The 24799-nt window shown below is 34.5% G+C and carries 25 protein-coding genes and 1 riboswitch (1 of these 26 only partly in view); of the genes, 3 read left to right on the top strand and 22 right to left on the bottom strand.

Translation table 11 applies throughout. From position 1 onward, the window contains the following. From yunB to yajC, 6 genes are all read right to left on the bottom strand, one after another. On the bottom strand, nt 1-526 hold the 5' portion of the coding sequence (yunB, locus tag COB47_RS01705; RefSeq protein ID WP_013289698.1) for a sporulation protein YunB. The gene continues 104 nt to the left of window position 1, outside the view; the window shows 526 of its 630 coding nt (coding positions 1-526); its start codon is at nt 524-526; its stop codon lies beyond the left edge, outside the window. 72 nt (nt 527-598) lie between these two features. Continuing rightward, complete coding sequence (locus COB47_RS01700) at nt 599-1654, bottom strand: mannose-1-phosphate guanylyltransferase (RefSeq protein WP_013289697.1); 1056 nt, start codon at nt 1652-1654, stop codon at nt 599-601. Nucleotides 1655-1660: 6 nt separating this feature from the next. Next, nucleotides 1661-2821: a hypothetical protein gene (locus COB47_RS01695; RefSeq protein WP_013289696.1), complete on the bottom strand. Its 1161-nt coding sequence runs from the start codon at nt 2819-2821 to the stop codon at nt 1661-1663. Nucleotides 2822-2890: 69 nt separating this feature from the next. Then, the gene (locus COB47_RS01690; protein ID WP_013289695.1) at nt 2891-4657 is read right to left on the bottom strand and encodes a phosphoenolpyruvate carboxykinase (GTP); all 1767 of its coding nucleotides are present in this window, start codon (nt 4655-4657) and stop codon (nt 2891-2893) included. A 163-nt stretch (nt 4658-4820) separates the two neighbouring features. After that, complete coding sequence (gene rsmA, locus COB47_RS01685; protein ID WP_013289694.1) at nt 4821-5669, bottom strand: 16S rRNA (adenine(1518)-N(6)/adenine(1519)-N(6))-dimethyltransferase RsmA; 849 nt, start codon at nt 5667-5669, stop codon at nt 4821-4823. Nucleotides 5670-5746: 77 nt separating this feature from the next. Further along, nucleotides 5747-6112 carry a preprotein translocase subunit YajC gene (gene yajC, locus COB47_RS01680; RefSeq protein WP_013289693.1) on the bottom strand — a complete coding sequence of 122 codons (366 nt, stop codon included), beginning with the start codon at nt 6110-6112 and terminating at the stop codon, nt 5747-5749. Between the two features lie 121 nt (nt 6113-6233). On the opposite strand from yajC, the gene COB47_RS01675 reads away from it, so the two are divergent. Continuing rightward, nucleotides 6234-7229, top strand: coding sequence for a radical SAM protein (locus COB47_RS01675; RefSeq protein ID WP_013289692.1), 996 nt, complete (start codon nt 6234-6236; stop codon nt 7227-7229). 296 nt (nt 7230-7525) lie between these two features. Here COB47_RS01675 and COB47_RS12460 read toward each other — a convergent pair whose 3' ends face one another. Genes COB47_RS12460 through COB47_RS01660 form a run of 3 tightly spaced genes read right to left on the bottom strand, consistent with a single transcriptional unit; the run spans nt 7526 to nt 9201 of the window. Next, on the bottom strand, nt 7526-7807 hold the full coding sequence (locus tag COB47_RS12460) for a hypothetical protein (protein WP_041742353.1): 282 nt from the start codon (nt 7805-7807) through the stop codon (nt 7526-7528). Then, entirely contained in the window at nt 7794-8261 is a 468-nt protein-coding gene (locus COB47_RS01665; RefSeq protein WP_013289691.1) for a GtrA family protein, read from the bottom strand. The genes COB47_RS12460 and COB47_RS01665 overlap by 14 nt, the downstream gene beginning before the upstream one ends. Further along, nucleotides 8242-9201, bottom strand: coding sequence for a glycosyltransferase family 2 protein (locus COB47_RS01660; RefSeq protein ID WP_013289690.1), 960 nt, complete (start codon nt 9199-9201; stop codon nt 8242-8244). Before COB47_RS01660 ends, COB47_RS01665 begins: the two co-directional genes overlap by 20 nt. Nucleotides 9202-9631: 430 nt before the next feature. Here COB47_RS01660 and COB47_RS01655 point away from each other — a divergent pair, with 430 nt between their 5' ends. After that, a complete protein-coding gene (locus tag COB47_RS01655; RefSeq protein ID WP_013289689.1) occupies nt 9632-10438 on the top strand; it encodes a hypothetical protein in 807 nt (268 codons plus the stop codon). Nucleotides 10439-10585: 147 nt separating this feature from the next. Next, complete coding sequence (locus COB47_RS01650) at nt 10586-12085, top strand: ArnT family glycosyltransferase (RefSeq protein WP_013289688.1); 1500 nt, start codon at nt 10586-10588, stop codon at nt 12083-12085. Between the two features lie 13 nt (nt 12086-12098). On the opposite strand, the gene tgt is transcribed toward COB47_RS01650, so the two are convergent. The 13 genes from tgt to COB47_RS01585 form a co-directional block, all read right to left on the bottom strand. Continuing rightward, nucleotides 12099-13172: a tRNA guanosine(34) transglycosylase Tgt gene (tgt, locus tag COB47_RS01645; RefSeq protein WP_013289687.1), complete on the bottom strand. Its 1074-nt coding sequence runs from the start codon at nt 13170-13172 to the stop codon at nt 12099-12101. Between the two features lie 55 nt (nt 13173-13227). Further along, entirely contained in the window at nt 13228-14007 is a 780-nt protein-coding gene (thiD, locus tag COB47_RS01640) for a bifunctional hydroxymethylpyrimidine kinase/phosphomethylpyrimidine kinase (protein ID WP_013289686.1), read from the bottom strand. A 44-nt stretch (nt 14008-14051) separates the two neighbouring features. After that, complete coding sequence (gene thiC, locus COB47_RS01635) at nt 14052-15314, bottom strand: phosphomethylpyrimidine synthase ThiC (protein WP_013289685.1); 1263 nt, start codon at nt 15312-15314, stop codon at nt 14052-14054. Nucleotides 15315-15320: 6 nt separating this feature from the next. Further along, complete coding sequence (thiE, locus tag COB47_RS01630) at nt 15321-15986, bottom strand: thiamine phosphate synthase (RefSeq protein WP_193343285.1); 666 nt, start codon at nt 15984-15986, stop codon at nt 15321-15323. Continuing rightward, entirely contained in the window at nt 15973-16584 is a 612-nt protein-coding gene (thiF, locus tag COB47_RS01625; RefSeq protein WP_013289683.1) for a sulfur carrier protein ThiS adenylyltransferase ThiF, read from the bottom strand. Before thiF ends, thiE begins: the two co-directional genes overlap by 14 nt. Then, complete coding sequence (gene thiH / locus COB47_RS01620) at nt 16581-17690, bottom strand: 2-iminoacetate synthase ThiH (protein WP_013289682.1); 1110 nt, start codon at nt 17688-17690, stop codon at nt 16581-16583. The genes thiF and thiH overlap by 4 nt, the downstream gene beginning before the upstream one ends. Nucleotides 17691-17739: 49 nt before the next feature. After that, on the bottom strand, nt 17740-18504 hold the full coding sequence (locus COB47_RS01615) for a thiazole synthase (protein ID WP_013289681.1): 765 nt from the start codon (nt 18502-18504) through the stop codon (nt 17740-17742). Nucleotides 18505-18557: 53 nt separating this feature from the next. Beyond that, complete coding sequence (thiS, locus tag COB47_RS01610) at nt 18558-18749, bottom strand: sulfur carrier protein ThiS (protein WP_013289680.1); 192 nt, start codon at nt 18747-18749, stop codon at nt 18558-18560. A gap of 142 nt (nt 18750-18891) precedes the next feature. After that, nucleotides 18892-19016, bottom strand: a riboswitch (TPP riboswitch). An 89-nt stretch (nt 19017-19105) separates the two neighbouring features. Beyond that, nucleotides 19106-20068 carry an Rpn family recombination-promoting nuclease/putative transposase gene (locus COB47_RS01605; protein ID WP_013289679.1) on the bottom strand — a complete coding sequence of 321 codons (963 nt, stop codon included), beginning with the start codon at nt 20066-20068 and terminating at the stop codon, nt 19106-19108. A gap of 100 nt (nt 20069-20168) precedes the next feature. After that, nucleotides 20169-21302 (bottom strand): DUF1648 domain-containing protein, encoded by a 1134-nt coding sequence (locus COB47_RS01600; protein ID WP_013289678.1) that lies wholly within the window; start codon nt 21300-21302, stop codon nt 20169-20171. After that, nucleotides 21295-21681 (bottom strand): GntR family transcriptional regulator, encoded by a 387-nt coding sequence (locus COB47_RS01595; protein WP_013289677.1) that lies wholly within the window; start codon nt 21679-21681, stop codon nt 21295-21297. The genes COB47_RS01600 and COB47_RS01595 overlap by 8 nt, the downstream gene beginning before the upstream one ends. Before the next feature lie 16 nt (nt 21682-21697). Further along, nucleotides 21698-22480: a YhfC family intramembrane metalloprotease gene (locus COB47_RS01590; protein ID WP_013289676.1), complete on the bottom strand. Its 783-nt coding sequence runs from the start codon at nt 22478-22480 to the stop codon at nt 21698-21700. A gap of 93 nt (nt 22481-22573) precedes the next feature. Then, nucleotides 22574-24772, bottom strand: a complete 2199-nt coding sequence (locus COB47_RS01585; RefSeq protein ID WP_013289675.1) for a coiled-coil domain-containing protein — start codon at nt 24770-24772, stop codon at nt 22574-22576. Between the last annotated feature and the right edge of the window lie 27 nt (nt 24773-24799).

Genomic DNA, 24799 nt, shown 5'->3' with positions numbered 1-24799 from the left:
AGTGTCCTTCAAATTTTAAGTTCAAATATATCCTGTGGACAGTTTGATTAATCCCTGCTGAATTAAAATCAGACTGCCAGTTATATGAAACTGCTGATATGTACATAACATTTCCTCTTAGTAGTGGGCCAAATTGATTAAAAAACATGTTGTTGAAAATATTGCCCATTCTAAATTCTACCTGAAGAGGGGTGAGCATTTTTACCTTTTGGTTTATCACAAGAATTAAATTTGCTGCTTCTTTATTTAGTACCACCGTATCAATTTTTATAAGCGAAGAATTTTCGCCTTTCTCAACCTTGACTACATCATCATACTTTATTTTTTGCTGCTGCAAAACCTGTAACACTGCTTGGTTTGTAACCTCTATAATTTTTTGTTTCGCCTTGTCTTCAAATGCTTCTATTAGATAGTTTTCCAGCCAAACTTCTATAAAGATAGCCAAAGTAAATAGTGCAAAGATTAAAAAAGCCAAAAGGACTAATGCCTTTTGGCACCTGCGCCTGTTGTAGTTATAAAATCTCATTTTTGATGAGTTTTAAACCTTCCTCTACTTAATTTATAATATGCAAACTCTTCTATTTTGATACCTGAAACTTTACAGATACTTTTTATATTTTTCGTTTAGCGCTATGGTTTGAATTATCTCTTTAATCTCTCTTTCCTTTGACTTGTGAGAGACAAGAATTGCATCGTCAACCGAGATGAGAATAATATCTTTTATCCCAAGAGCTATTACAAATTTATCTGAAAAAATTATGCAGTTTTTTGTCTCATTTGTTATTGCTTCTGCCTTGATAACATTTCCATTTTCATCTTTTGACAAAATCCTCTCAAACGCACACCAGCTGCCAACATCGTCCCATTCAAAATCAGCTGTCAAAACAACAAGTCTTTTTGTCTTTTCCATAATTGCCTTGTCTACGGAAATTTTATCCAAAAGTTTATACCCTTTTTTCAGTTCATCAATGTAACCATCAGTGGAAATTGAAGAGAATATTCTCATAAAAACATCATAGCAGTTGGGCATGTATCTTTTTAACTCTTTCAAAAATATAGATGGTTTGAAAATATAAATGCCACTGTTCCAAAAGTATCTTGATTTTATTAAATACCTTGCTCTCTTTGCATCAGGTTTTTCAACAAATCTTTCAGCTGTAAATACTCCCTTTTCAAGTTCTTTTCCCAATTTGATATATCCGTAGTTTGTATCGGCTCTTGTTGGAGCAATTCCAAAACAAACTATATGACCTTTTTTGGCAATCTCATAACCCTTTTTAATAGCACTTTCAAATTTGTCTATTTTTGATATGAAATGATCAGAAGGAAAAATTCCTAAAACGCTATCTGGGTCCTTTTTTAAAATATGGATACATGCCAAGCTTACGCATGCAAGTGTCTCTTTTTGTTCAGGTTCAAAAATCAAATTTTCGTCATTCACATTTTTGAGAAGCATTCTGAGATGTTCACGATAGTTTATATGGGTGACTATATGAATTTTCTCTGGCGGTATTATTCTCTTTACCCTGTCATAAGTCATTTCAAGAAAACTTTTATCACCTATAATTCGTAAAAATTGCTTTGGAAATGTTTTCCTGCTCTTTGGCCAAAGTCTGACACCCGCACCGCCAGACAAAATACAAGCCCAGTCCATAACTCCTTATTCTTCCTTCTCTATAAGCTCTAAACTCATCTTAAAGTAACCTTCTTTACCATCCATGACTTTCCCATCTCTTGTGACAAACTCTGAAAATCCAAACGACTTTGCAACCTTTTCTGTCTCCTCTGAAAACTCTGCTGGAACTAAAATCTCGACTCTATCTCTTTTTCTTTTGGACCTCCTATAACCGATAATCAAATACCCATGTTCAGATACAAGATTGAATACAAATGGGTTAAATATAACATACAAAAATGGATGCATATGAGATATGCTGATTATATCCTTTTTCTCAATCTTAAACCATTTGACCTTATCGTCAGAAAACGGGTCAAATCTTTCACACTTTTCTTTCAACTCTTCAAAAATTCTCTTCCAAATTTTTTTGTCACCAAACTCTAATATGCAGTAATTTTTTTCAACATCGAAATGAAAGTTTTCTTCTCTGCTCTCATCCTGGCAAATCTTTTGAAGTTCCCTTGTAGAATTTTCCACTATCTCAGAAGAATCTTCATCTTTTTCTGAATTTTCGACTGATTCTGACCCCAACTCATCTTCTGCCTCCTGTTCTTTTGCTTGCACCATTTCTTTTTCAATATCTTCATTGTGATCTTCACTCAGCTTGTCATCATCCTTTGAGAAAGAGCTTTCTACCTTTTCTTCTTTCTCTGTTTCCTCTTTGTTTTTCTCATCGTGATTATTCATATCTTTTTTGTCTTGATTTTTATTACTTTCACCTTTTTCAAAACCTTTTAAAATATCTTTCTCCATCTCATATAAATCATTATCATCAAAACTTCCTATCAAAATGAAACTGGGTTTTCCTTTTCTCTCTTTTGCAACAGCAAATCCGACAAGGTCAGTGAGCTTCCAGCCTGTTCTGAACAAATTAAACCTGCTTGTGGTAAGAATCTGAGTAATAGTCCCTTTTTCTGGTTTTGAAAGAGTAGTCAAAAACGTCGGATAATATTCACCTGATTTTTTTACAACACCCCAAAAAGTAATCTTATCCTCCGTCTCTTCTAATCCCTGGATAACAATTTCCAAGTTAGTACTGTCTACAATTGCCTGAACCTTGACATATCCAAACGGGATTTTTCCTTTCTGTTCAATTCCTTTTAAGATTACAACAAATCTTGTGAACGGCAAATTTTCTATCAAAACAAAAGACCTCCTTCAGTAGCCTTTATATCAGTATATGAAGGAGGCCTTATGTTAGGTGATTTATTTCTATTTTGAAAGTCTTTGTTTTAGTTTTTCATTCTCTTCTATAAGTTCTTTCGGTAACCTGTCTCCAAACTGGCTTAAAAACTCTCTTGAATCCTCAGCCTCTTTTAACCACAATTCTTTATCTATCTCAAGAAGCTTTTCTACTGTCTCTTTGTCTATATCAATACCATCTAAGTAAAGATCATCAACATATGGCACATAACCAATTGGAGTCTCTTTTGCCGAAACCTTTCCTTCGCATCTTTCAATTATCCATTTAAGAACCCTCAAATTTTCACCAAATCCTGGCCAGATAAACTTGCCATTTTCATCCTGTCTGAACCAGTTTACATGGAAGATCCTTGGTGGATTTGGAATCTTCTTGCCCATCTCAAGCCAATGCGCAAAATAATCAGCCATATTATATCCACAGAACGGAAGCATTGCCATTGGGTCGCGTCGAACAACACCAACTTTTCCCATTGCAGCAGCAGTTGTTTCAGATGCCATTGTAGCACCAACATACACACCGTGTTGCCAGTCAAATGCTTCATATACAAGTGGAGCAACCTTTGCGCGTCTGCCACCAAATATTATTGCCGAAATAGGTACACCTTTCGGATTTTCCCACTCCTTTGAAATTGAAGGACACTGGCTTGCTGGTGCTGTAAATCTTGCATTCGGATGTGCACCCTTTTCACCGCTGTCTTTTGTCCATGGTCTTCCAAGCCAGTCAATACCTCTCTCTGGTGGCTCTCCATCCATGCCTTCCCACCATACTGTTCCATCCTCTTTTAAAAGCACATTTGTATATATGGTATTTCTCTTTATAGTCTCCATAGCATTCGGATTTGTCTTATAACTTGTACCAGGTGCAACTCCAAAAAACCCTGCTTCAGGGTTGATAGCCCACAGTCTTCCATCCTCGCCAATCCTCATCCATGCAATGTCATCTCCAACAGTCCACACTTTGTAACCAAGCTTTTTAAGAGGCTCTGGCGGAATTAACATTGCAAGATTTGTCTTACCACACGCACTTGGAAAAGCACCTGCAATGTATGTTACATTTCCACTCGGGTCTTCAACTCCAACAATGAGCATGTGTTCTGCAAGCCAGCCTTCTTTTTTTCCCAGATAGCTTGCAATTCTGAGCGCAAAACATTTCTTGGATAGAATAACATTTCCACCATAACCTGAGTTAACACTCATAATGGTGTTGTCCTGCGGAAAATGACAGATATATCTCTTTTCTGGGTCAAGGTTTGCTTTGGAGTGAAGTCCTTTTACAAAATCAGGTGAACTTCCTAAGGCTTTAAGTGCCACATCGCCAATTCTTGCCATGATTCTGAGGTTCAAGACAACATATATGCTGTCTGTAAGCTCAATGCCCACCTTCGAATATGGTGAACCAACAGGTCCCATTAAATATGGCACAACATACATTGTTCTTCCTCTCATGGACCCGTCAAAAAGTGAGTAAAGCATCTTGTAAGCTTCCTTTGGGTCCATCCAGTTATTAGTTGGACCTGCTTCTTCTTTTGTTGGTGTGCAGATAAACGTTCTGTCTTCAACCCTTGCAACATCGCTCGGATGTGTTCGGTGAAGGTAACATCCTGGAAGCTTCTCTTGGTTAAGTTCCATAAGTTCTCCAGTCTCAAGTGCTTCTTTTATAAGCCTTTGTTTTTCTTCCTCAGAACCATCTATCCAGACAATCTTATCGGGTTTTGTGATTTTTGCCATCTCATCAATCCATTCGTACACTGACGGATGTAAATTCACCTTTACCACCTTTTTCCACCACCTTGCAAGTTTTGTTTATGAGAATTGCAATTTGTATTATATTATACATTATTAAAGTTGAAATTGTCAAAAACAAAATATTTTTTTAAAATATAAATGAAATTTGTCTCTTTCTCGAATTGCATTTATTACCAGGTATTAAGAGTTCCTTTTAACTTTTCAGAAATTCTTCTTCAAAGCATTTGTAAAGTCTTATATAGTCATCCAATGATAAGTCCTCTGCTCTTAAATTTTCATCAACCTCTGCCATGTTGATTATTCTCTTCAATTTATCTTTTTCAATGTCAAAATGATTTGAAAGAGCATTCAAAATTGTCTTCCGGCGGGTCGAAAAACATGCATGGACTATTTTAAAAAACTTCTTTTCATCAATATTTGGCTTTTCAATTTTGAACCTTGCTCTCAAGACCGTAGAGTCAACCTCCGGTTTTGGATAAAAAACATTTTTGCTAACATAAAAGTAATCCTCTATCTCACAGTAAAAGTTCATTGCAACTGTGAGATTTCCATACTCTTTTGTTCCTGGTTCTGCCAAAAGCCTTTGCGCAACCTCTTTTTGAACCATGATTGTAAACTTTTCTATGCATTCTCTTTCTTCAAAAAGTTTAAAGAGTATCTGAGATGTGACATAATATGGCAGATTGCCAACAACATATATCTTGTTGCCTTTTGTTAAATTTTTAACATTAAGTTCAAGAAAGTCACTATTTACTATTTGAACGTTTGAAAGGTTCTGGCAAACCTCTTTTAAGACATTCAATATTTTTTTGTCAATCTCAACAGCGAACACTTTCTGTGCAGTCTTTGCCAAATAAATCGTAAGTGTTCCAGGTCCTGCACCTATCTCAATAACTTCTTTCCCTTCTGTCTGAGAAAATAAAATAATTTTTCTTACTACATTTTCATCAATCAAAAAGTTTTGACCAAGTTTTTTATTCGGAGAAAGTTCATATTTTTTGAGAAGATTTAAAAGCTCAGTTTTTGTGATGGCTAAATTCACTCCTTTTTAAGTTGTTTAATTACATTTAAAAAATAAATGGCTCTGAAGACTTCAAGCCCTCAGAACCATTTATATTTTTAGTCTTTTGGTTCAGCCTTTTTCAAAACCTCTTTGACCGCCCACTTGTAAATTTTGAGCTTTACCCTGTCTGCCCCAACCTCAATTGTTAAAATATCATCCTTTATATTTACAATTTTACCGATAATTCCAGCGTTTGTAACTATCTCATCTCCCACTATTAAAGAATTAATCATCTCTCTGAACTGTTTTTCCCTTCTTCTCTGCGGAACAATTATGAGAAGGTAAAGAACTACAAACATCAATATAAGAGGTATGAACTGTGCAAGCAGAGCAAGTGCTGTCGCTCCTGCTGGTGCCTGCTGCTGAGAGCTTTGATTGCCTGCTGCATACGCAATTTCTAATAATAGATTGCTCAAACTCATAAATTTTTTATCCCCCTGCCACCATTTGATTTTTCAAATTAAAATTATGCATAATAATATTATAACAGTTATCAAAAAATAGGCAAGCACTTTTGAAAAACTAAAAAGGAGGTTGTAAAGATTGGAAAAATTTGTTTCAAGACTTAAAATTGAAAGGCTTTTTTCAGGCGGTGTTATCACAAACTACTACTGTTCTTCTGCTTGCAAACACTGCCTTTACAATAGTTCTCCATCATGGAAAAAAGAATACATGACAGAGGAGATGGCAGACAAAGTATTCAAGACCTTAAAAAACTTTGGAGTTTTCTCGGTTCACATAGGCGGTGGAGAGCCTTTTTTGAACTTTGAAGGGTTAAAGAAAGTTATCCAAAAAGCAAATGAAAATGATGTTTATATTGAGTACATAGAGACAAATGCCTCGTGGGTAGAAAATGAAGATGATGTAAAAAGAAAGTTAAGAGAATTAAAAAATCTTGGAATCGAAACAATACTTGTCTCAATCAGCCCTTTTCACAATGAATATATTCCATTTAAAAAGGTTTTAAGGTTAATACAGCTCTTGGATGAAGTTGGTATTGGAATTTTCCCCTGGATTGAAAGCTTTGCAAATGAAATTAGAAGGCTGAATATAGACAAGACTCATTCTCTTTCTGAATACAAAGATATATTTGGAGAAAACTACATAAGGTATCTTCCTCAAAGGTATTATCTTACTCTAAACGGCAGAGCAATTAAAACATTTGAAGAGTATTTTCCCACAAAAACTGCTGATGAGATAATTAAAAACTCATCTGCATGTTTTGAGCTTTACAGCAAAAGCCATTTTCACATGGACCTTTTTGGCAATTTCATTCCAAATCCATGTGTAGGCTTCAGAATCTCCATAGATGATCTTGGAAAAGAGCTTGACACGAGCAAATACTTTTTTGTAAGTCTCCTCTACACCCACGGAGTGAAAGGGCTTTTTGAATTTGCAAAAGAAAACTATGGTTATACACCCTCAAAGAGATTTTTAAACAAGTGCAGCCTGTGTTTAGATATTCGAAGATTTCTGATAGTGGATAAAAATTTAGAAGCACCTGATTTGGGGCCAAGAGAGTTTTACTTAAACTTTTAAATCCTTTTTTTGGCTTTTTCTCTAAAATTTCTGCACACATCCCACTTAGCAAAAAGAGGGTAAATATTGCTGGATAGTGATACCGCGGCTGAACTTCTAAAAAGATATGAGCAGCAACACATCCAAAAAATATTAGGCTTGTGAGTAAAATAACTTCATCGTCACTATTCTTTTTTCTGAAAACAGATGCAAAGAAAATATAAAGCAAAATTGTATAGTAATAAAACTGAGAAAGCATGTAAAAAATTGTTGGATGACTTTTTGTAAATTTTACAAACCATGGATTTTTATAAACCTTAAAAGTGCTCCAAAAATACCCACAAAAGTCTTGGCAGGGCTATCAAAAAGAATATCGTAAATAGATTTATCTTCGCGAACAATAAGCCTTTTAGCTTGTATGCCCCTAAAGTCATAATGCAAAAAGCACCCAGTGTTAACAAAATCAAAAGCCATAGGCTGAAATTTTTCCCTGTTAGAGCAAAAATTCTGTAGTGATAGGATAAAAAAATGCTACTTAAAAGCAATATTGCAACCAAATATTCAAATACTTTTCCGTAGAGTTTTTTAGACACTTTCATCATTTACCTCTGCTTTTGTAAATACCCAGAACTTGTATAAAATATAGTTTATACCTTGAGCACATAAAGTTGCAAGTATTTTTGCAATTAAAATTGAGCTTGACAGATATAACTTTGAAAATTTTAGCACTCCAATAGAGAGGAGCAATGAAATAATATTAGTAAAGCCAAATTTGACAGCTTTTAATAATACTTTTCGCCCTCTTGTCCTATCTTCAAACGTCCACCTTTTGTTCATTAAAAAACTGTTAAGCATTCCTGCTGTATAGCCAAAAATCTGACTGAAAGAAGAATCAAAATGCAAAATAGAATAGCAAACAAAAAAGACTGCAAAATCAATTGCTGTATTTATAACTCCTACAATTGAAAATTTGATAAGCTCAAACAGCTTTTCTATTTTTGAATGAATTTTTAAAATTAGCTTTCTTTTATAGCTACTCCTGCTCTTGTGCATCTTCAACTATCTCCTCAATAAAATATAGCGGTCTTCTCTTTACCTCTTTATAAATCTTCCCTATATACTCACCAATCAATCCCAGTGCAACAAGCTGAAGCCCGCCTATAAACCAAATTGAAATTGTAAGTGAAGTCCAGCCTGTGACAGCTTCTCCTCTTATCTTTTGAACTATCGCATATATCAAAATTGCAATGCTGAGTAAAAACATCAAAAATCCCGCAGAGGTAATATACTTTATTGGCTTTACAGAAAATGAGGTTATTCCTTCAAAGGCAAAAGAAAGCATTTTTTTGAGTGGATACTTTGTCTTACCTGCAATTCTTTCTTGTCTTTCATAATACACAATTGTTGATTTGAGCCCAATCAGTGGGATTAGCCCCCTTAAGAACAAATTTCTCTCTTCAAACTGCATCAAAAACTCCAAGGCTTTTTTACTCAAAAGCCTGTAATCAGCATGGTTATACACAATTTCAACTCCAAATGCCCGCATCAGCTTATAAAAACTCTGTGCTGTAAACCTTTTGAAAAATGTATCAGTTTTTCTGTTGCTTCGAACACCATACACAATATCATAGCCTTCTTCAAACTTTTTGATAAACTCGTCAATCACGTTTATATCATCCTGCAAATCAGCATCCAATGTAATTACACAGTCACAAAACTTCAGAGCATAGCTCATTCCAGCCATTAAAGCATTCTGGTGTCCGCAGTTTCTTGAAAGTTTTACACCAACAAACATTTTGTCTTTTGCCGCTTCCTTTATAAGATGCCAGGTATTATCCTTGCTTCCATCATCTACAAACACAATCTTGCTCTCGTTTGATATGAATCCATTCTTCAAAAGGCTATCGAACTTTTGTGACATCTTCTCAATTGTGTAAGGAAGCATTTCTGCTTCATTGTAACATGGAATTACAAAATATACTTTGGGATACATTCCTTTTCAACTCCTTTAAACACATTTTAAAAAATTCTTTCAATCATTCAAATTTAAAATTTTATATTCATACTCAGTAGTATGTAGTTAGATACAAAACTCATAATTCTCTATAATATTTTGTTAGCAATATAGTAATTTTAAAAAATCATTGTGTCAAGAAATAAATCAAAAAATATTGTCTTTTTTACATTTATCGTTTTCTATAAATTAATATTTTAAGACGTACTTACAAAGATTTGTTACAAATAGCCAATATTTTAATTAAATTTTTGTTAAATTAAAATATTGTTTTTTTACAATTAAATTAGAAAATTTTGGTTGGTTGAGAAAGGAGGAAATAACTGTGTGATTTAATTCAAAAACATATTGTTTTTATACTTTATTTTATCATAAAATACACTAATTACTAATTTAGGAGGTGTTTCCTATGAAAAAATTCTTTGTTTTTTTACTAAGTTTGCTTATAATAATTACATTTTATGTAAAGGTGTATGCTGTTATACCTTCTGGTTACACTGCTGTTTCATTTTTAAACGGAGGTAATAATTTTATTTATTCTGATAACCCGGAAAGTTTTAGCGTTACCCCCAACGATCTTTTCTATCTATGGGGTGCTTCTTTAAACACTACGCCCAAAGATGTGGAGATGTACCATATTTTATACAATGGTTGGAACTCAAACAACAAACTTATGGTTGGAATTGCTATTCGTAATTCCAATAACTCACCTGTTACAATTACATTCAAAGGTAGTGGAAATGCATGGGACATCCAAAGCAATCAATCAGCTAATGCATTTGAAAAAACACCAGTTATATTGAGAGATTATTTTAATGCTTCATATACTTATGTTACAATACCTGCCTATTCAACCCAAGTTGTATATGCAATAAACACAAATTTTGTCACTGGTAACTATAAATTTGTATTTATAAGAGCTCAATTTCAATCTTCTTTAAGCTCAAATGTTTGGATGAGATTATTCGTAGCAGGAGAAAATAAAATAAATTCAACAACATTTTTAAATGATTTATTTAACATCTCATCTCCAAATGCGCCTGGTACAACAAACACTTTTACAGGAGAACTTTTGTACACCCAAAAAATTACAACTATTGTTGCTAATGTGAAAACCACTTATAGATTTTGTGAATGGCCACGTCCATTATCAAATATTAACGAATATACAGGTGTTGTAACATATAAGTCCGGTCCTGTAAGTCTAAATCGTTGAAATCTTAACAAGATTGTGCTAAAATATTTAAAGCGTGGAACTCAAACAAATTTATTTAACATACGGTGATAAGGAGACGTTATAAATAATGAAAAATAATAAGCAAACCATGGTTAATTTTAATTTTAGAAGGTTTTTTTATGTTTTTTGTATTCAATAATCACTATTTTTGTGGTTTTTGTGTTTGAAAAAGTTTTTATTGTTGGTTATCTAGATTATGTTTTACCGACTAGAATCCCAAAAACTTTGTCGCGTGCAATTTTATTTTTATTTGTTATTACTATCAGCATATTTCTCATATTTCTAAACCTAAAGAAAATTATTATCGAAAAGTTCAATGAAAAACACATTATTTTTTTCCTTTTTGCTATTTCGATAACCCTCCCTTTAGTATTAGTTTTTTTAATTAAAGTTGAACCTAAATCCGATTTTTTAACATATTATCTTATAGCAAAACATTTAGTTTATAGTAAAATATTTATCCCAAATTACATAGCAACATTTCCTCATACAATCATGTTTCCTATTTTTTTGTCGTTTATTTTTCGTATTTTTGGTCCATCAATTTTAGCAGCGCAATTGACAGGTATATTATTGTCTGCCATGTCAGTTATTTTTGTTTTTCTTATTGGAAAAGAAGCAGGGAAAAAACAATTGGGATTTATAGCTGCCATAATGTGGTCTTTGATGCCATCAAGAATATTTTATTCTTTATTAATATGTACAGAAAACCTATTTAATACTGTGGCACTATTTACAATATTTTTGTTTTTTAGAAATATAAGAGCTTTCAAAAGTATAAAAACTAAATATCTTAATCTGGCTTTTATTGGTATTTTGCTTGCTTGGTTAAGTAGTATCAGACCAAATGGAATTATCCTTTTTATTGCAATGACATTATTTTATATCGTATTTTCCAAAGAAACTAACAACAATTTTCTAAAAAAGGATATGAACAATATACATTTTTTTAAATTTATTGCCATTTTTATAATGTTGGCAACTTATCTTCTTGCATCATTCTCTCTAAACATTATAATTGAATCAATAATTAACCAAAAAATTGCCTCAACCCGAATAGGTTGGAATCTGTATGTTGGAATGAATATATCTTCTCATGGGCAGTGGAATAAAAATGATTCAGAACTATTCGGAAGACTTATAAAAGAAACAGGTCCTAATCAAGCTCAAAAAACATTTTTTAATCTTGGTCTTAACCGACTTCAAAACCTTATAAAAGAGAAAAAAATAATAAGTTTTATTTCCGACAAAATAATAACTATGTGGCACGCTGATCATGAATCATATGATTATGTTGCTGGCGCACAATTGCAAAATACTGCTGGGAAGTTAATATTCCCCAAGAACAATAAAATAATCAAACTCCTCTTCGATATATATTATTACATCATTCTATTTACTGCTCTTTTAGGGTTAATTTTAGAAATTAAAAACTGTAATTTTTCAAATTCAATAATTATTATAGGTGGACTTGTAATTTTAGGAACAATTTTATTACATATACCTTTCGAAGCAGCATTGAGATACAAAAACCATGCTTTATTATGGTTTTGCTTTATTTCAGCAAATGGAATAATTACAGCTTCAGGAAAAATCATAAAAGCAAATAAAATTCAATGTAAATAGATAAGCTAAAACTTTATATCCTATCCTCTTCAATATCCTTTCTCAGCTTTTCCATAAACCTTAGCAAGAACCTGACGTTGTGGATGGAAAGAAGGATTGCACCAAGGATTTCTTCAGCTTTGATCAGGTGTCTCAAATATGCTCTTGTAAAGTTCTGGCATGTGTAACAGTCACAGTCTTCTTCTATGGGTCTAAAGTCTTTTGCATACTGAGCGTTTTTGATAATCATTCGTCCTTCTTTTGTGAAAACTGTGCCATTTCTTGCAGTGCGGGTTGCAAACACGCAGTCAAACATGTCAACACCGCGAATGACAGATTCATAAAGGCAGTCCGGTGTTCCAACCCCCATCAAGTAGCGAGGTTTATCTTCTGGCAGGATTGGATGCAATACTTCTATCATCTCATACATGAGCTGTTTTGGCTCACCAACAGAAAGCCCGCCTATCGCATAGCCGGGAAGGTCTTCTTCAACTGTACGCTTTGCACTCTCTATCCTCAAATCCTTGTAAGTTGAACCCTGCACTATCCCAAACAGTGCCTGATTTTCAGTGTTTTTATGATGAGCTTTGCACCTTTTTAGCCACCTTGCAGTCCTCTCAACCGCCCATTTTGCATATTCATGATCAACAGGGTATGGCACACACTCATCAAACGCCATTATGATGTCAGAACCTAAAATGTTTTGTATCTCTATCACCTTTTCGGGTGTGAAAAAGTGCCGAGAACCATCTATGTGCGACCTGAACTCAACACCATCTTCTGTTATTGTTCGAAGTTTGCTGAGTGAAAACACTTGAAACCCGCCACTGTCAGTTAAAATTGGTTTTTGCCAGTTCATGAACTTGTGAAGCCCACCTGCTTCTTTTATAACATCTACGCCAGGTCTTAAATAAAGGTGGTATGTGTTTGCCAAGATTATCTGTGTACCCATCTCGTATAGGTCTCTGTGCATTATAGCCTTGACAGTTGCCTGCGTTCCAACCGGCATGAAAACTGGTGTTTCAATCACTCCGTGTGGTGTATAGAGTCTTCCCCGTCTTGCATTGGATTTCTTGCTCTTTTTTATTAGCTCAAACTTTATTGCCAATTTGACATACACCTTCCTATCAAAATCTTTAAGGAAAATTTTCTATAAAATATTATTACGGATTTAAAACTAATCTTCCATTTCCTATCTTTACTGAAGCGTTTATCAAGCCTATCATAAAATCCTTAGTTTGTTTTAATGCATCATACATATTATATCCCTTTGCAAGGAAAGTGGCAAATGCAGATGAAAATGCACAGCCAGTCCCGTGAATCTCATCTGGCAAACCCTTTTTTATAGCCGAGACTCTATAAATTTCATTTTGAGTTATCAAAACATCCTCTGCAAGCTCGCCATCAAGATGACCACCTTTTAGGATGCATGATTTTATGCCCATTCTCTTCATTCTTTCCTGAACGCAGCTTAGAACATCTTCATCAAAATTTTTAATTTCCACATCAAAAATGAGTTCTGCTTCGTTTTTGTTTGGGGTGATGACATCACAGGCTTTGAAAAAGTCATACTTTAAAAATTCTACAAACTCACTTTTACAAAACTCAAAACCGCTTGTAGACTTCAAAACCGGGTCACAAACTATGTTTTTAAGACTGTATTTTTTTAAGTTTCTCAGCAAAACAACTGCTATCTCAGAACTTCCTAAAAGTCCAATCTTGACACTATCTGGCTTTATATCTTCAACCACTTTTTGAAGCTGATACTCAAAAAAATGAGGGTCTATGGGTTTTAAGTCATAGACCCTTTGAGTATCCTGGACTGTCAAAGATGTTACTACAGATGCTGCATAACCATTCAACGCCCTTACAACTTTTATGTCAAGCAAAACGCCTGCACCACCTGAGGGGTCAAACCCGGCAATTATGAGTACTTTTTTCATCTTTCTACTTTCATCTCCTTCTCTGAAAAAACATGTCACAGCTTTTACAAAATGGTCTCATCCCTTGAATTTTTTACAGCACAGAGCCTGCCACACATTGAACATGTCTCAGATGTGAAACTGCTTCTGTACTCTCTTGCCTTCTCAGGGTCAACTGAAATGCTTATCATCTTTTCCCAATCAAGGTCTCTTCTTGCAACTGACATTTCAATATCCTTTTCAAGTGGCTTTTTGAATCCTTTTGCTATATTTGCACTGTGTGCAGCAATCTTGAACGCTACAATCCCTTCTTTGACATCCTCTAAAGATGGAAGTCTCAAATGTTCAGCAGGTGTAACATAACACAGAAAATCTGCTCCATTCAAAGCTGCAATGAGCGCTCCCATCGCACCTGATATATGGTCATACCCTGCTGCAATGTCTGTTGTAAGAGGACCCAAAACATAAAACGGTGCACCGTGGCAAAGCCTTTTTTGAATTACCATGTTTGCTGCAATCTCGTTTGCTCTCATGTGCCCTGGTCCTTCTATCATCACCTGCACATCCTCTTTCCAAGCCATTTTTGTAAGTTCACCAAGATTTATAAGCTCTTCTATCTGAAGTGCGTCTGTTGCATCATAGACCGCGCCGGGTCTGAGACTGTCTCCAAGACTTATTGTAACATCATGTTTTTTGCAAATCTTTAAAATCTCATCAAAATGTTCATACAAAGGATTTTCTTTTCGGTTTGTCATCATCCATTTATAAAGAAGTGCTCCGCCTCTTGAGACAATTTTGAGCAAACGTTCATTTTTTTCAAGCCTCTCCAAAGCTTTTCTTGTAATTCCTGCATGGATTGTGAAAAAGTCAACTCCTTCTTCTGCCTGCCTTTCTATTTCTTCTATAAACTCTTTGCTGTCAACCTTTGTAATGTCATCGTGCCTTGATGCAACCTGATAAACCGGTACTGTTCCTACTATAAAATCATAGTTTTGAAGAATGTATTTTCTGAAGTTTGAAGCATCAAGACCACTGGACAAATCCATTACAGATTCAACATCAAATTTTTTGGCAAGTTCAAGCTTTTGGCGCTCTAGATCAAAGTTTGGACATGCCTCTGACACTCCAAGATTAACATTAATTTTAACATATGTTCCCTCTCCAATTGCAAAGTATTTTTCTCTTTTTCTATTTCTGTTAGCAGGAATTACAATTTTACCTTCTGCAACCTTTTGCAAGAATTCTTTTTTAGATATCTCTTCATTTTTAATGGCAAGCTCCATCTCTCTTGTAAATATCCCCTGTTTTGCTAAGCTCATTTGAGTCATTTTTTGTCAGCTCCTTTCAAAACTTCTCAAAATCTTAAAAAGGCTTTCTATCTTTTTGCGAATATCATCTGCACCCACAATCTCTGTAACAGCACAGATACACCTTGCACCATTTGCCAAGACATCTTTTAAATTGTGCTCTTTAATCCCACCTATTGCAACAAAAGGCAGTGGTGAGTTTTCAGCTGCCCATCTTACCATTTCAAGCCCAATTGGTGGATGTGGATTGTCTTTTGTAAAACTTGCAAAGATTGGTCCCAAACCCACATAGTCAGCACCATCTTCCTTTGCTTTCAAAACTTGATCCTTTGTGTGTGTGGTAACACCGATTATAAATTTATCGCCCAAAAGTTTTCTCACCTCATCTGCTGGTAAGTCTTCTTGCCCTAAATGAACACCATCTGCACCTACCATCTGGCAAAGGTCTACATGGTCGTTAACAATTAAGAGGGCCCCATAATCTTCTGTGAGCTTTCTTATCTCAAGACATTCTTTGTATTTTTCTTTCAAAGATTTGTATTTTTCCCTGTACTGAATGATTTTTATGCCGCTGTCAAGCATAGCTTTTACAACTTCAATATTAGACCTTCCGTTTGAAAACTTCTCAGCTGTCATTCCATAGATAGTATATATGGAAAATAGCTCTAATTTTTCTTCTTTAGTCAAACTCAAGTTCGCTCACCATCCTCAAAACCTCATCTGCCTGCATTGCAGCAACTGCAACTACTTTTGGAGCAAGAGGTTTTTTATCTTTTATTGACGTTACAAAGTCCCCCACTATGGAAAAGTTCTTGCCACGTTTGATTTTTATGTTTTCACAGTCGCCAAACCCTGCAATTCCTGATGCCAACACTACCTTTTTACCATGCTCATGTGCCTTTCTGAAAATTAAAACCTTGGTAAGTTCATTATCAACAGCTTCAACAATGATGTCATGTTCCAAAATCAAGCTATCTATGTTCGACTCATCAACCTTCATGTTCACAGCTTTTACAATTACATAAGGATTTATCTTTGAAAGAATGTCTTTGAGTGCAGAGGTTTTATCCTCTCCTACTTGATAAAAGAAATAGTTTTGCCTGTTGAGGTTTGAAATGTCCACTTTGTCAAAATCGACTATTGTAAGATTTTTGACACCGCATCTAACCAGCAACACTGCAATGTTAGATCCAAGACCACCACAGCCAATGATAAGAATTTTGACTTTTGAGAGTTTTTCAAGCATTTTTTCATCAAAATAGTTTCTTAGCATAAGGTCAAATAAGCTCATAAACTGTTTACACCCCTTACCCAGTTAGTAAACTCAGGCCTCAGTCCTTTTCTTATTATACTATCTACAACCTCAGCAACGCTTCTTCTATCCTCAATCTCAAACTGGGCATCTCTTTCTTCCTGCGTTGCATATCCGCCGACAGTTGTTTTAGAGCCTGCTGACATCTTTGTTATGCACACATCAATGAGCGCATCGCGAAGTCGCGCATCTTCCCTTGTGGATATAACAATACCAACTCTTGGAAGATAGATCCTTGCAACAATCAAAAATTTTATAAATTCCTTGTCAGAAACAAAAAACTTTGGAACAAAATCTGTACCTGCGGATCTTACGCGCGGAAATGAAACTGAAATTTCTGTTTTGGGAAATTTGTCAAGAAGATACTCTGCATGAAGCAAAGTACAAAGTACATCTTTTTTGGGATGAGACAGCCCTAAAAGCGGTCCCACGCATGCCTCATGAAATCCGGCCAACAGGGCTCTTTCAACAGTAGTGAGCCTGAACTCAAAATCCTTCTTTGGTCCAAAAGGATGCAGCTTCTCATAGTCTTCTTTTTGATAAGTCTCCTGATATATGGTGATCCCCACAACACCAGCGTTTGCAAGACTTCTATACTCTTCTTCAAAAAGAGGATAAACCTCAATCGAAACCTCTGACATATAATTTGCAGCTATTTTGCAAGCTTGTTTAATATAGTCAACTGGAGAGTGTATTCTATCCTCTCCTGTGAGGATTATAACAGAATCGATACCCTCTTCTTTCATACTTCTTAGCTCATTTTCAATTTCATCAAGATCAAGTTTTTCTCTTTTATAATTTTTCCTGCAAGAAAATCCGCAATAAACACATCCGTTTTGACAGTAGTTTGAGATATACAGCGGCGCATACAAGAGGATAACCTTGCCAAAGTTTTCTCTTGTAAGCTTTTTGGCTTTACTTGCCATAAGAAGGATTGAATTTTTATCTTCCACATTCAAGAGTTTTGCCACATCTTCAATGCTTACAACTTCTTTTTCTAAGATCTCACATACTTCATCATAAGTGGGAACATAATCTTTAAACTCTTCCCAAACTTTTTGAGCTTTTCTTATAAACTCTGTCATTTTTACTTAGCACCTTCTTTTTTTGTTTGAAATATTTGAAATATATATTTTAGCCTGTTATAAAATCTTCCAAAGGTGATGATGCTTGAGCATACTCATATTCTTTCAAAAGTCCAACCTCAAAAGCAAGCCTTCCTGCCTCAACAGCTTTAGAAAATGCTAAAGCCATTTTCACAGGGTCTGAAGATGTTGCAATTGCTGTGTTGATAAGCACAGCATCAGCTCCCATCTCCATAGCCTTTGCCGCGTGAGATGGTCTTCCTATCCCAGCATCAATTATGACAGGGATTTTTATCTCGTTTATAATTGGTTTTAAAAGCACTTCACAACCTATACCTTTGTTTGTCCCAATTGGTGAGCCAAGCGGCATGACAGCCTCAACACCAATTTGTTCAAGTTCTTTTGCAAGATTTAAATCTGGGTATATATACGGAAATACTTTGAACCCTTCTTTTACAAGAATTTCACAGGCTTTCAAAGTCTCAATACTGTCCGGGAAAAGATACTTTGTGTCTTTTTCAATCTCAACCTTTACCCAGTTGGAATTTGTAAGCTCTCTTCCTATCATTGCAATCTTTACAGCCTCTTTATGGTCCTGCGCACCTGAAGTATTTACCATGATTATTGCATCTTTAGGGATATATTCTAACACATTTTTGGTATGCTTAGTGTTAGGCCCAATTCGTCTCACAGCTACTGCAAAAACTTCTACCCCTGCCTCATAGTACATTTTTTCAATAAGTGAGTAGTCAGGAAGCTTTCCTGTGCCAACAAAAAGTCTTGATTTGAGGGTCTTGCCACCTACCTCGAACATATCAATCGTCTCCTTTCTGCGTATAGTTTTTAAACTTGCAAAACTTGAAGCACTTAACCACCGCCTACAAAGCTGACAATTTCAACATAATCTCCGTCTTTGAGCAATAAATTTTCCCACAACTTTTTTTTCACAATTTCGCCATTGACTAAAACTGCACAGACTTGAGGATTTAAATTAAGACTTAGCAAAAGCTCAAGAACATTCCCGCAAAACTCCATCTCTTTGTCATTTACCCTTATCAAGACTTTCACCTCCTTTAAAACAAAAGGCCGCCTTTGCCGGTAGCCAATTTAAAATTATTGTTTGAAAAGCTTTTGATGGTGGGAGACTTTATTTTTTCCAAAACAAAAAGCCTTTAATGCCGGACTATTTTGCATTAAAGGCTCTTAAACGCTGTTTTCTCCCTTCGCCGGCATTACCCGGATCAGGTTCAAAGGGTCAAGGCACAGGGATTTTTAGTGCCTACTCTCAGCCGAGCTTTGCCCCGCTCAGCTCCCCCTTAAAACCACTATATTTAATTTTTCACTTTTTAGTATAGCACTTTAAAATACATTGTGCAAGAAATTGTGTGTATAAAGTTTCTCAAGTCGTCTAAGCTTTAGTTAATCTGTTCGCGTGCTATTTTTTCAATCTCCTCAATACTAAGGTTCGTTGCCTTAGAGATGACCTCATACGAAATTCCTAACTGAATCATTCTTTTTGCTGTCTCTATTCTCTCTTGCTGAATACCTTGTTGAATTCCCTGTTGAATTCCTGCTAAAAACTCTTTTGTTTTTGTTTCATCCAAAAGTCTTGCCACATTTGACACAAACTCACCCATTACCTCCACCCCCTTTTGCTTTACTCTCTCAACAATCTTGTCATATTCTTTCTTTTGCTTCTCTCCTAATCTTGGTCTTATAACATGCTGTGACCATAGTAAAAACCTTTCGATATTATTAAAACTCAGCTTCATTAAGCTTTGAGCAATTTCTTGTAATCTGCAAATTAATTCATTACTGTCATTCCTCACCTGTTCTAAATAGAAAATTATTGGTGTTAAAACATCTTCCTCTTCTAAATAATTTTTAATGTCAACTTGAGCGATATCTACAACTTTGTACTTAAAAATATCATCCTTAAAAATATCAAATGCTCCAACTATATCTGTGGGTACTTCCCATCTTCTATCAAGCCCGTTGTAAACTACAATAGGAATAATAGCTGGCAGTTTTTCAACACCATTTCGTATTTCCTCTGCCCATATCGAAATCATATATCGTAATAACCTTTCAGGCATGTCTTTTGCTATAGTTGATTGATTTTCTATCAATATATAAAAATATATATCTCTGTCTTTTAGCCTTGCTTTTGCTACAACATCTGCTTCTACTTGCGAAAATTCCTTTGTAATGTAATTTGTCTTTTTTATTTCAATTGAGCTTTCACGTATTTCGTTCGCCCAACTATAGTTTATAATTTTGCTCACCAAAAGATAAACATCCTTAGGATTTTCAAAAAGAAGTTTAAAAGTGGAATCATGCTCTTTTGCAGGAAGTTTTTCCTTGTTTTCATTGTCCATTTAACTAATTCTCCTTAGAAATCAAATTTTAAAGAAGAGTTAGAATAATCTCTACAGTATTATTATACCACATCTTAACGTAAGCATGAATCGGACAAAATCAAATCAAAACCAAACTCACAACTACTACTGCAACCAAAATACCAATTATTAAAAACCCTATGAACTTGCCAAGCGGCTTTGCGTAGTTTAAATCCCAGCCAAATCCCCCAACCCGCCTTTCGACAAAGAGGGCAGGGTCGTCAGGATTGTAATAAAACATCCCTGCAATCCAGTATTTGTCGTCATCTCTGTCAATTATTTTTTCGGATATTTTTTCTTCTGGCATCAAATTTAATCTTTCAGAATTAATGTTGAATACTTTCATAAGATAATATCCTAATGTTATTAAGGGAAATATGAGAAAAACTGGAAGTAAGGCCAACGTGGTTTGAATATTTATGATGTCAAGCATTGAAAAAATAACCAAACCCATTATAAGCTCTATTAAGACTAAAATCCAAATCAAAAAGTACGCTGTATAGCTTTTTACTTTCTCGTTCTGCTCTGCAGATTTCTCAGGAAAATATATACTCAGTTTCATTTTACCTTTTTTTGTTAGCTCATAAACAAAATATCCCAGTCCCTGAGCTAACAACATACTTCCAAACATCACACTGAGAGGCTTTATGAGTTCTGACTTTGGCCCAATATAATCAACTTCAAGCTTTAGGTTGTAATGAAGTGGAATTATCTTAGGAAGTTGGTTGTATCTCACTACAGTTATTATTAACAAACCTATAAACACACCAATTGGTACTAAAAACCACAACCTTGACGGATATCCCCCTTTTTTATCCTTTTTAATAGGGACAACCACAATTTGCTTTTTTCCTTCTTGCCAATTACCTTTTTTCTTAGCTTTTAAAACTTTTCTGTAGATTACATAGTGATTGAGTGTCATTAAAACAATGACAAACAGTGGATATAATATGTTGTATTTTATCAAAACTCTCTCTGTACTCTCAAAAAGAATATAGAAAAACAACAAAGTAGGAATTAAAACTGTTAGAGCAAAGTTTTTCCAGTATTCTTTATAAAATTTCTTTGTAACTTCACTTTTTTTAATAGTAGGCGGAACGTTTACCCCAAACAAAATATGCTCTCTCGAAAAGTACGGAATAAAAAAACACAGTAGAACAAGAAAAATCTGTGCAGGAAAAGAAAGGATAAAAATCAGTAGTTTTTCATGCATCTTTCTTTCCCCCAAAATCATCAAAAATAGTTTCAATCAACCTTATTAATTCATACTTATTCATACCCTTGCAAATGGCTTTTGCAACAATTGGGGTAACTTCTTTTATTATCTCATTTAAAAACTCTTTATCATAATTTTTACTCACAGCAATATAAGCCCCATGCTTTTTGTTAATAGCAATAAGTCCCATGTATTTGAGCTCATTATATGCCTTTGCAACTGTGTGCATGTTGACGCCGATTTCGCTTGCAAGGTCTCGGATAGAAGGAAGACTATCACCATTTTGAAGTTCTCCTCTTGCTACTGCCTCTATTATTTGGTTCTTTATTTGCTCATAAATTGGTATGTCAGAGGTAAAGTCAATTTTTATAAACATCACACTTTCCGCCCTTTTAGTTTTCTTGTATTCTATGAATGTCTTGCCACTTTATAATGTAGACCAAGCTCAACACAGCCCATAGCAAAACTACAAACTCAAGAACAAATATATTAACTTTCAATAATGACATGTACGCAACCGGTGCATCAATAATTGTGTGAAGCAATATCGCCAGAAGAAGATAATAAAGCTTTCTTTTCTTAACAGCTACCAGAACCAAAAGCGAAAGAGCAATCTGAATTGCCATTGTGAAGATTCTTTCAAAGCCGGCAAAAAGAAACGCCGAATCTGGCGTATTTATCAGGGCACTTTTTATAGTACCGACTACCCCAGCTCCAACCTTGCCTTTTAGAAGCGAATCTAAAATTCCAGCATTGATTAAGAATGAATACACAATGTTATTTATATAGGTTATCCCAACAATTAAAACTGACTCAATTCCCCCATGCCCAATTCCATAAGCAATACCATTTTGATAGTTGAGCCTATCTTTTAAAAACCCTCTAAAACCAATGTATCTACCAATCTCTTCAAAAATTCCAGCTGTCATGCCTAAAAATAGAGAATATAAAATGTAATGTTTGGAAAATTCTATAAAGTAATTTTGTTTTGATAAAATCTGAATTATAGGCATTCTCAGAACAATCTGAGAAATGAAAAATATCAACGCTCCTATTAATATTGACTTCAAAACTCCCGAGTACTTTTTTAAAACAATCACTGCCAGCACAAACGGAAAGAACACTGAAATAATAAGTGTAATGCACATAAAGATAATTTTTAAATTAGATATCAAAACAAAGCACCTCTTTTTAAGTTATATATGTTATATATAATATAACACACATGTTTTAATTGTCAAATAAAATAAAAAAAGAGGGCTTTTGCATCATTCCACCTTGATATGCAAAAGCCCTAAAAGCCACTTCCAAAAACTTTTCTTCTCATTATTCTGTAAACTTACTGTTTTTATTTCTTTTAAAACCTGTTTTTCTTCCTTTGCTTTTATCTCATCTGTCTTTAAAATAAATTTCACTTCACCATCAAGTTCATCTGAAATACCAGAAAATGTCTTATAACTTTGTGAAAATTCTTTAAGCTCATTTAAAGTATCCTTTATATCATTTAGTTTTTCTATTGTCTCATCTGCTTTAGAATACAGCTTTTGTATACCTTCGTTGTGAAATTTATGATAATTAATACTAAGAGACTCTGCACCATCTTCAAGTTTTTTTGAACCTTCTAAAAGTTTCCCTGATGCCGAATAAACCATTTTTATATTTTTATCAAATTCCATCATCCCACCAGAGAGCTGTTTTGCACCTTCATTCAACTTTTCTGTGCCAGAGACAAACTGTGCCGTTGCACTATCAAGTTTTTCTATCCCTTCACAAAATGATTTTGTACCGTTTACAAGTTGATCTTTTGAATTTAAAAGTTTTTTTGCTCCTTCATCCAAAATATTTTTACTATCTTTTAGCTTAGTCGCTGACTGTTTTAAAAGTTTTTGATTCTGTACAATCAAATCAGACGAGTTTGCAATTTTAGCCTGTGCATCTTTCAACTGCATCAAAGCTATGCTTAACTTTTCTTGCCCCTGAGACATCTTTTTTAAATTATCAAGAATCTGTGAAAGACCATTTATCATTGCCTGTTTTGAATCAATTAAACCCTTTATTGCCTGTCTTTGTTTGTCAATCCCTGCTATAAGGTTTGAAACCACATCCTTAACAACAGGAATACTTTCTAACTTTTGTAAACCAGAAATAATTGCATCAAATCCATTGTAAACTATGTTCAAAACCTCAAGTTCCTTTTTATTCCCTTCAAGAAGATTTTGAATTGCATCCTCCAGCTTCTTTGCCCCAGCCACTAAATCCTTCTGTGAAGAAGTAGCTAAATCAAGACCAGATGATACTTTTTTTACAGCTTCAAATAGTTCTTGATTCTTTGCAAAAAGAAGCTCATATCCATCTACTATTTTTATTGCACCGTCTGAAAACTGTGAAGTTGCATATGTGTATTTATAAACCCCATCTCCAAACTCTGCCACACCTTTGTAAAGCTTTTGAGAGTTTTTATTAAGTTCACCTGTTCCTATCTTCAGCTGTTTTGAGGATGTATAGAGTTTATTTGTTCCGTCTTCAAGACTTTCTATTCCTTTACAAAGTTGACCTGACGCATCTGATAAAAGTTTTAAACCATTTGTAAACTTTTCAAAATTCAGTGTAAACTCTTTCTCTCCACCAGAAAGTTTTACAGCACCTTCAAGGATTTTTTCACTTGATGTGTAAAGTGTATTAATAGCTTTTTGCAAACTATCAATTGAATCAATCTCTTTTATGTCTTTTATGTCAAGTAGTTTATTTGTTGCAACCATATAGATTGGAGAAAGCTCAAAATACTTACAAGCAGCTGTGATTTCTATATATTTTGGAATATCTACAATATCATTTTCACTCTTCATCCCAAGGCTCTCCAAAAGACCAGGTAAAAGCACCGAAACCACAGCCTGTGTATTTCCCTCTGTTATCACCTCACCAACATTTGTCTTGACATTCTCAAATTTATCAAGAGGAAGATTTACAACTGCAGCAAAAGTCAAAGGTAGATAGATTGTTTTATTCTTTCCATTAATCTTTACAATCTTGTGCTGCTTATTTTCAACTTCTATTTTAATTTTTACCTTTCCAGACCTTCCTGCTAAATATTGAGGTTCTATCTCTTTTCCATTCAAGTAATATTTAATTGAAACTATAAAAGGAAGTTGCTTTGATATAGTTCCCTGATAGAATAAATCATTGGTATTTAACTTCCATGTAATATATTTACCATCCTTTTGGGGACTTTCGTCACCTTTTAGATTTACTATATTTTCAAGCTCTGATTTGTCTTTTATTGTAGAATTTGGAGTATCTGAATGTATCCAGTCAGTTACTATCTGACTTTTTACTTTTCCGGTAGCATCTAAAATAACGTACACTGTTTCTTTCTTTACAGCTTCACCAGCAAAAGCAACGTTTGTTAATAAAAACACTGTTGCAACACACAGAGAAATTAATTTTAAAAATCTTATATTTCTCATCATATTATTTCACTCTCCTTTTTTTACTCT

This window comes from Caldicellulosiruptor obsidiansis OB47 (assembly GCF_000145215.1).
GTDB classification, from domain to species: domain Bacteria; phylum Bacillota; class Thermoanaerobacteria; order Caldicellulosiruptorales; family Caldicellulosiruptoraceae; genus Caldicellulosiruptor; species Caldicellulosiruptor obsidiansis.
Note: the sequence above shows the minus strand (reverse complement) of the source record. Positions and strands in the feature narration are given on the sequence as shown.

Bases quoted from the DNA above. Each gene is read 5' to 3' on its own strand.
- COB47_RS01700 (WP_013289697.1), bottom strand. From the start codon at position 1,654: ATGGACTGGGCTTGTATTTTGTCTGGCGGTGCGGGTGTCAGACTTTGG.
- thiC (WP_013289685.1), bottom strand. From the start codon at position 15,314: ATGACTCAAATGAGCTTAGCAAAACAGGGGATATTTACAAGAGAGATG.
- COB47_RS01660 (WP_013289690.1), bottom strand. From the start codon at position 9,201: ATGTATCCCAAAGTATATTTTGTAATTCCATGTTACAATGAAGCAGAA.
- COB47_RS01600 (WP_013289678.1), bottom strand. From the start codon at position 21,302: ATGCATGAAAAACTACTGATTTTTATCCTTTCTTTTCCTGCACAGATT.
- thiH (WP_013289682.1), bottom strand. From the start codon at position 17,690: ATGACAGAGTTTATAAGAAAAGCTCAAAAAGTTTGGGAAGAGTTTAAA.
- COB47_RS12460 (WP_041742353.1), bottom strand. From the start codon at position 7,807: ATGAAAGTGTCTAAAAAACTCTACGGAAAAGTATTTGAATATTTGGTT.
- COB47_RS01665 (WP_013289691.1), bottom strand. From the start codon at position 8,261: ATGCACAAGAGCAGGAGTAGCTATAAAAGAAAGCTAATTTTAAAAATT.
- COB47_RS01655 (WP_013289689.1), top strand. From the start codon at position 9,632: ATGAAAAAATTCTTTGTTTTTTTACTAAGTTTGCTTATAATAATTACA.
- COB47_RS01615 (WP_013289681.1), bottom strand. From the start codon at position 18,504: ATGTTCGAGGTAGGTGGCAAGACCCTCAAATCAAGACTTTTTGTTGGC.
- COB47_RS01585 (WP_013289675.1), bottom strand. From the start codon at position 24,772: ATGATGAGAAATATAAGATTTTTAAAATTAATTTCTCTGTGTGTTGCA.
- thiD (WP_013289686.1), bottom strand. From the start codon at position 14,007: ATGAAAAAAGTACTCATAATTGCCGGGTTTGACCCCTCAGGTGGTGCA.
- thiF (WP_013289683.1), bottom strand. From the start codon at position 16,584: ATGAGCTTATTTGACCTTATGCTAAGAAACTATTTTGATGAAAAAATG.
- COB47_RS01605 (WP_013289679.1), bottom strand. From the start codon at position 20,068: ATGGACAATGAAAACAAGGAAAAACTTCCTGCAAAAGAGCATGATTCC.
- COB47_RS01595 (WP_013289677.1), bottom strand. From the start codon at position 21,681: ATGTTTATAAAAATTGACTTTACCTCTGACATACCAATTTATGAGCAA.
- yajC (WP_013289693.1), bottom strand. From the start codon at position 6,112: ATGAGTTTGAGCAATCTATTATTAGAAATTGCGTATGCAGCAGGCAAT.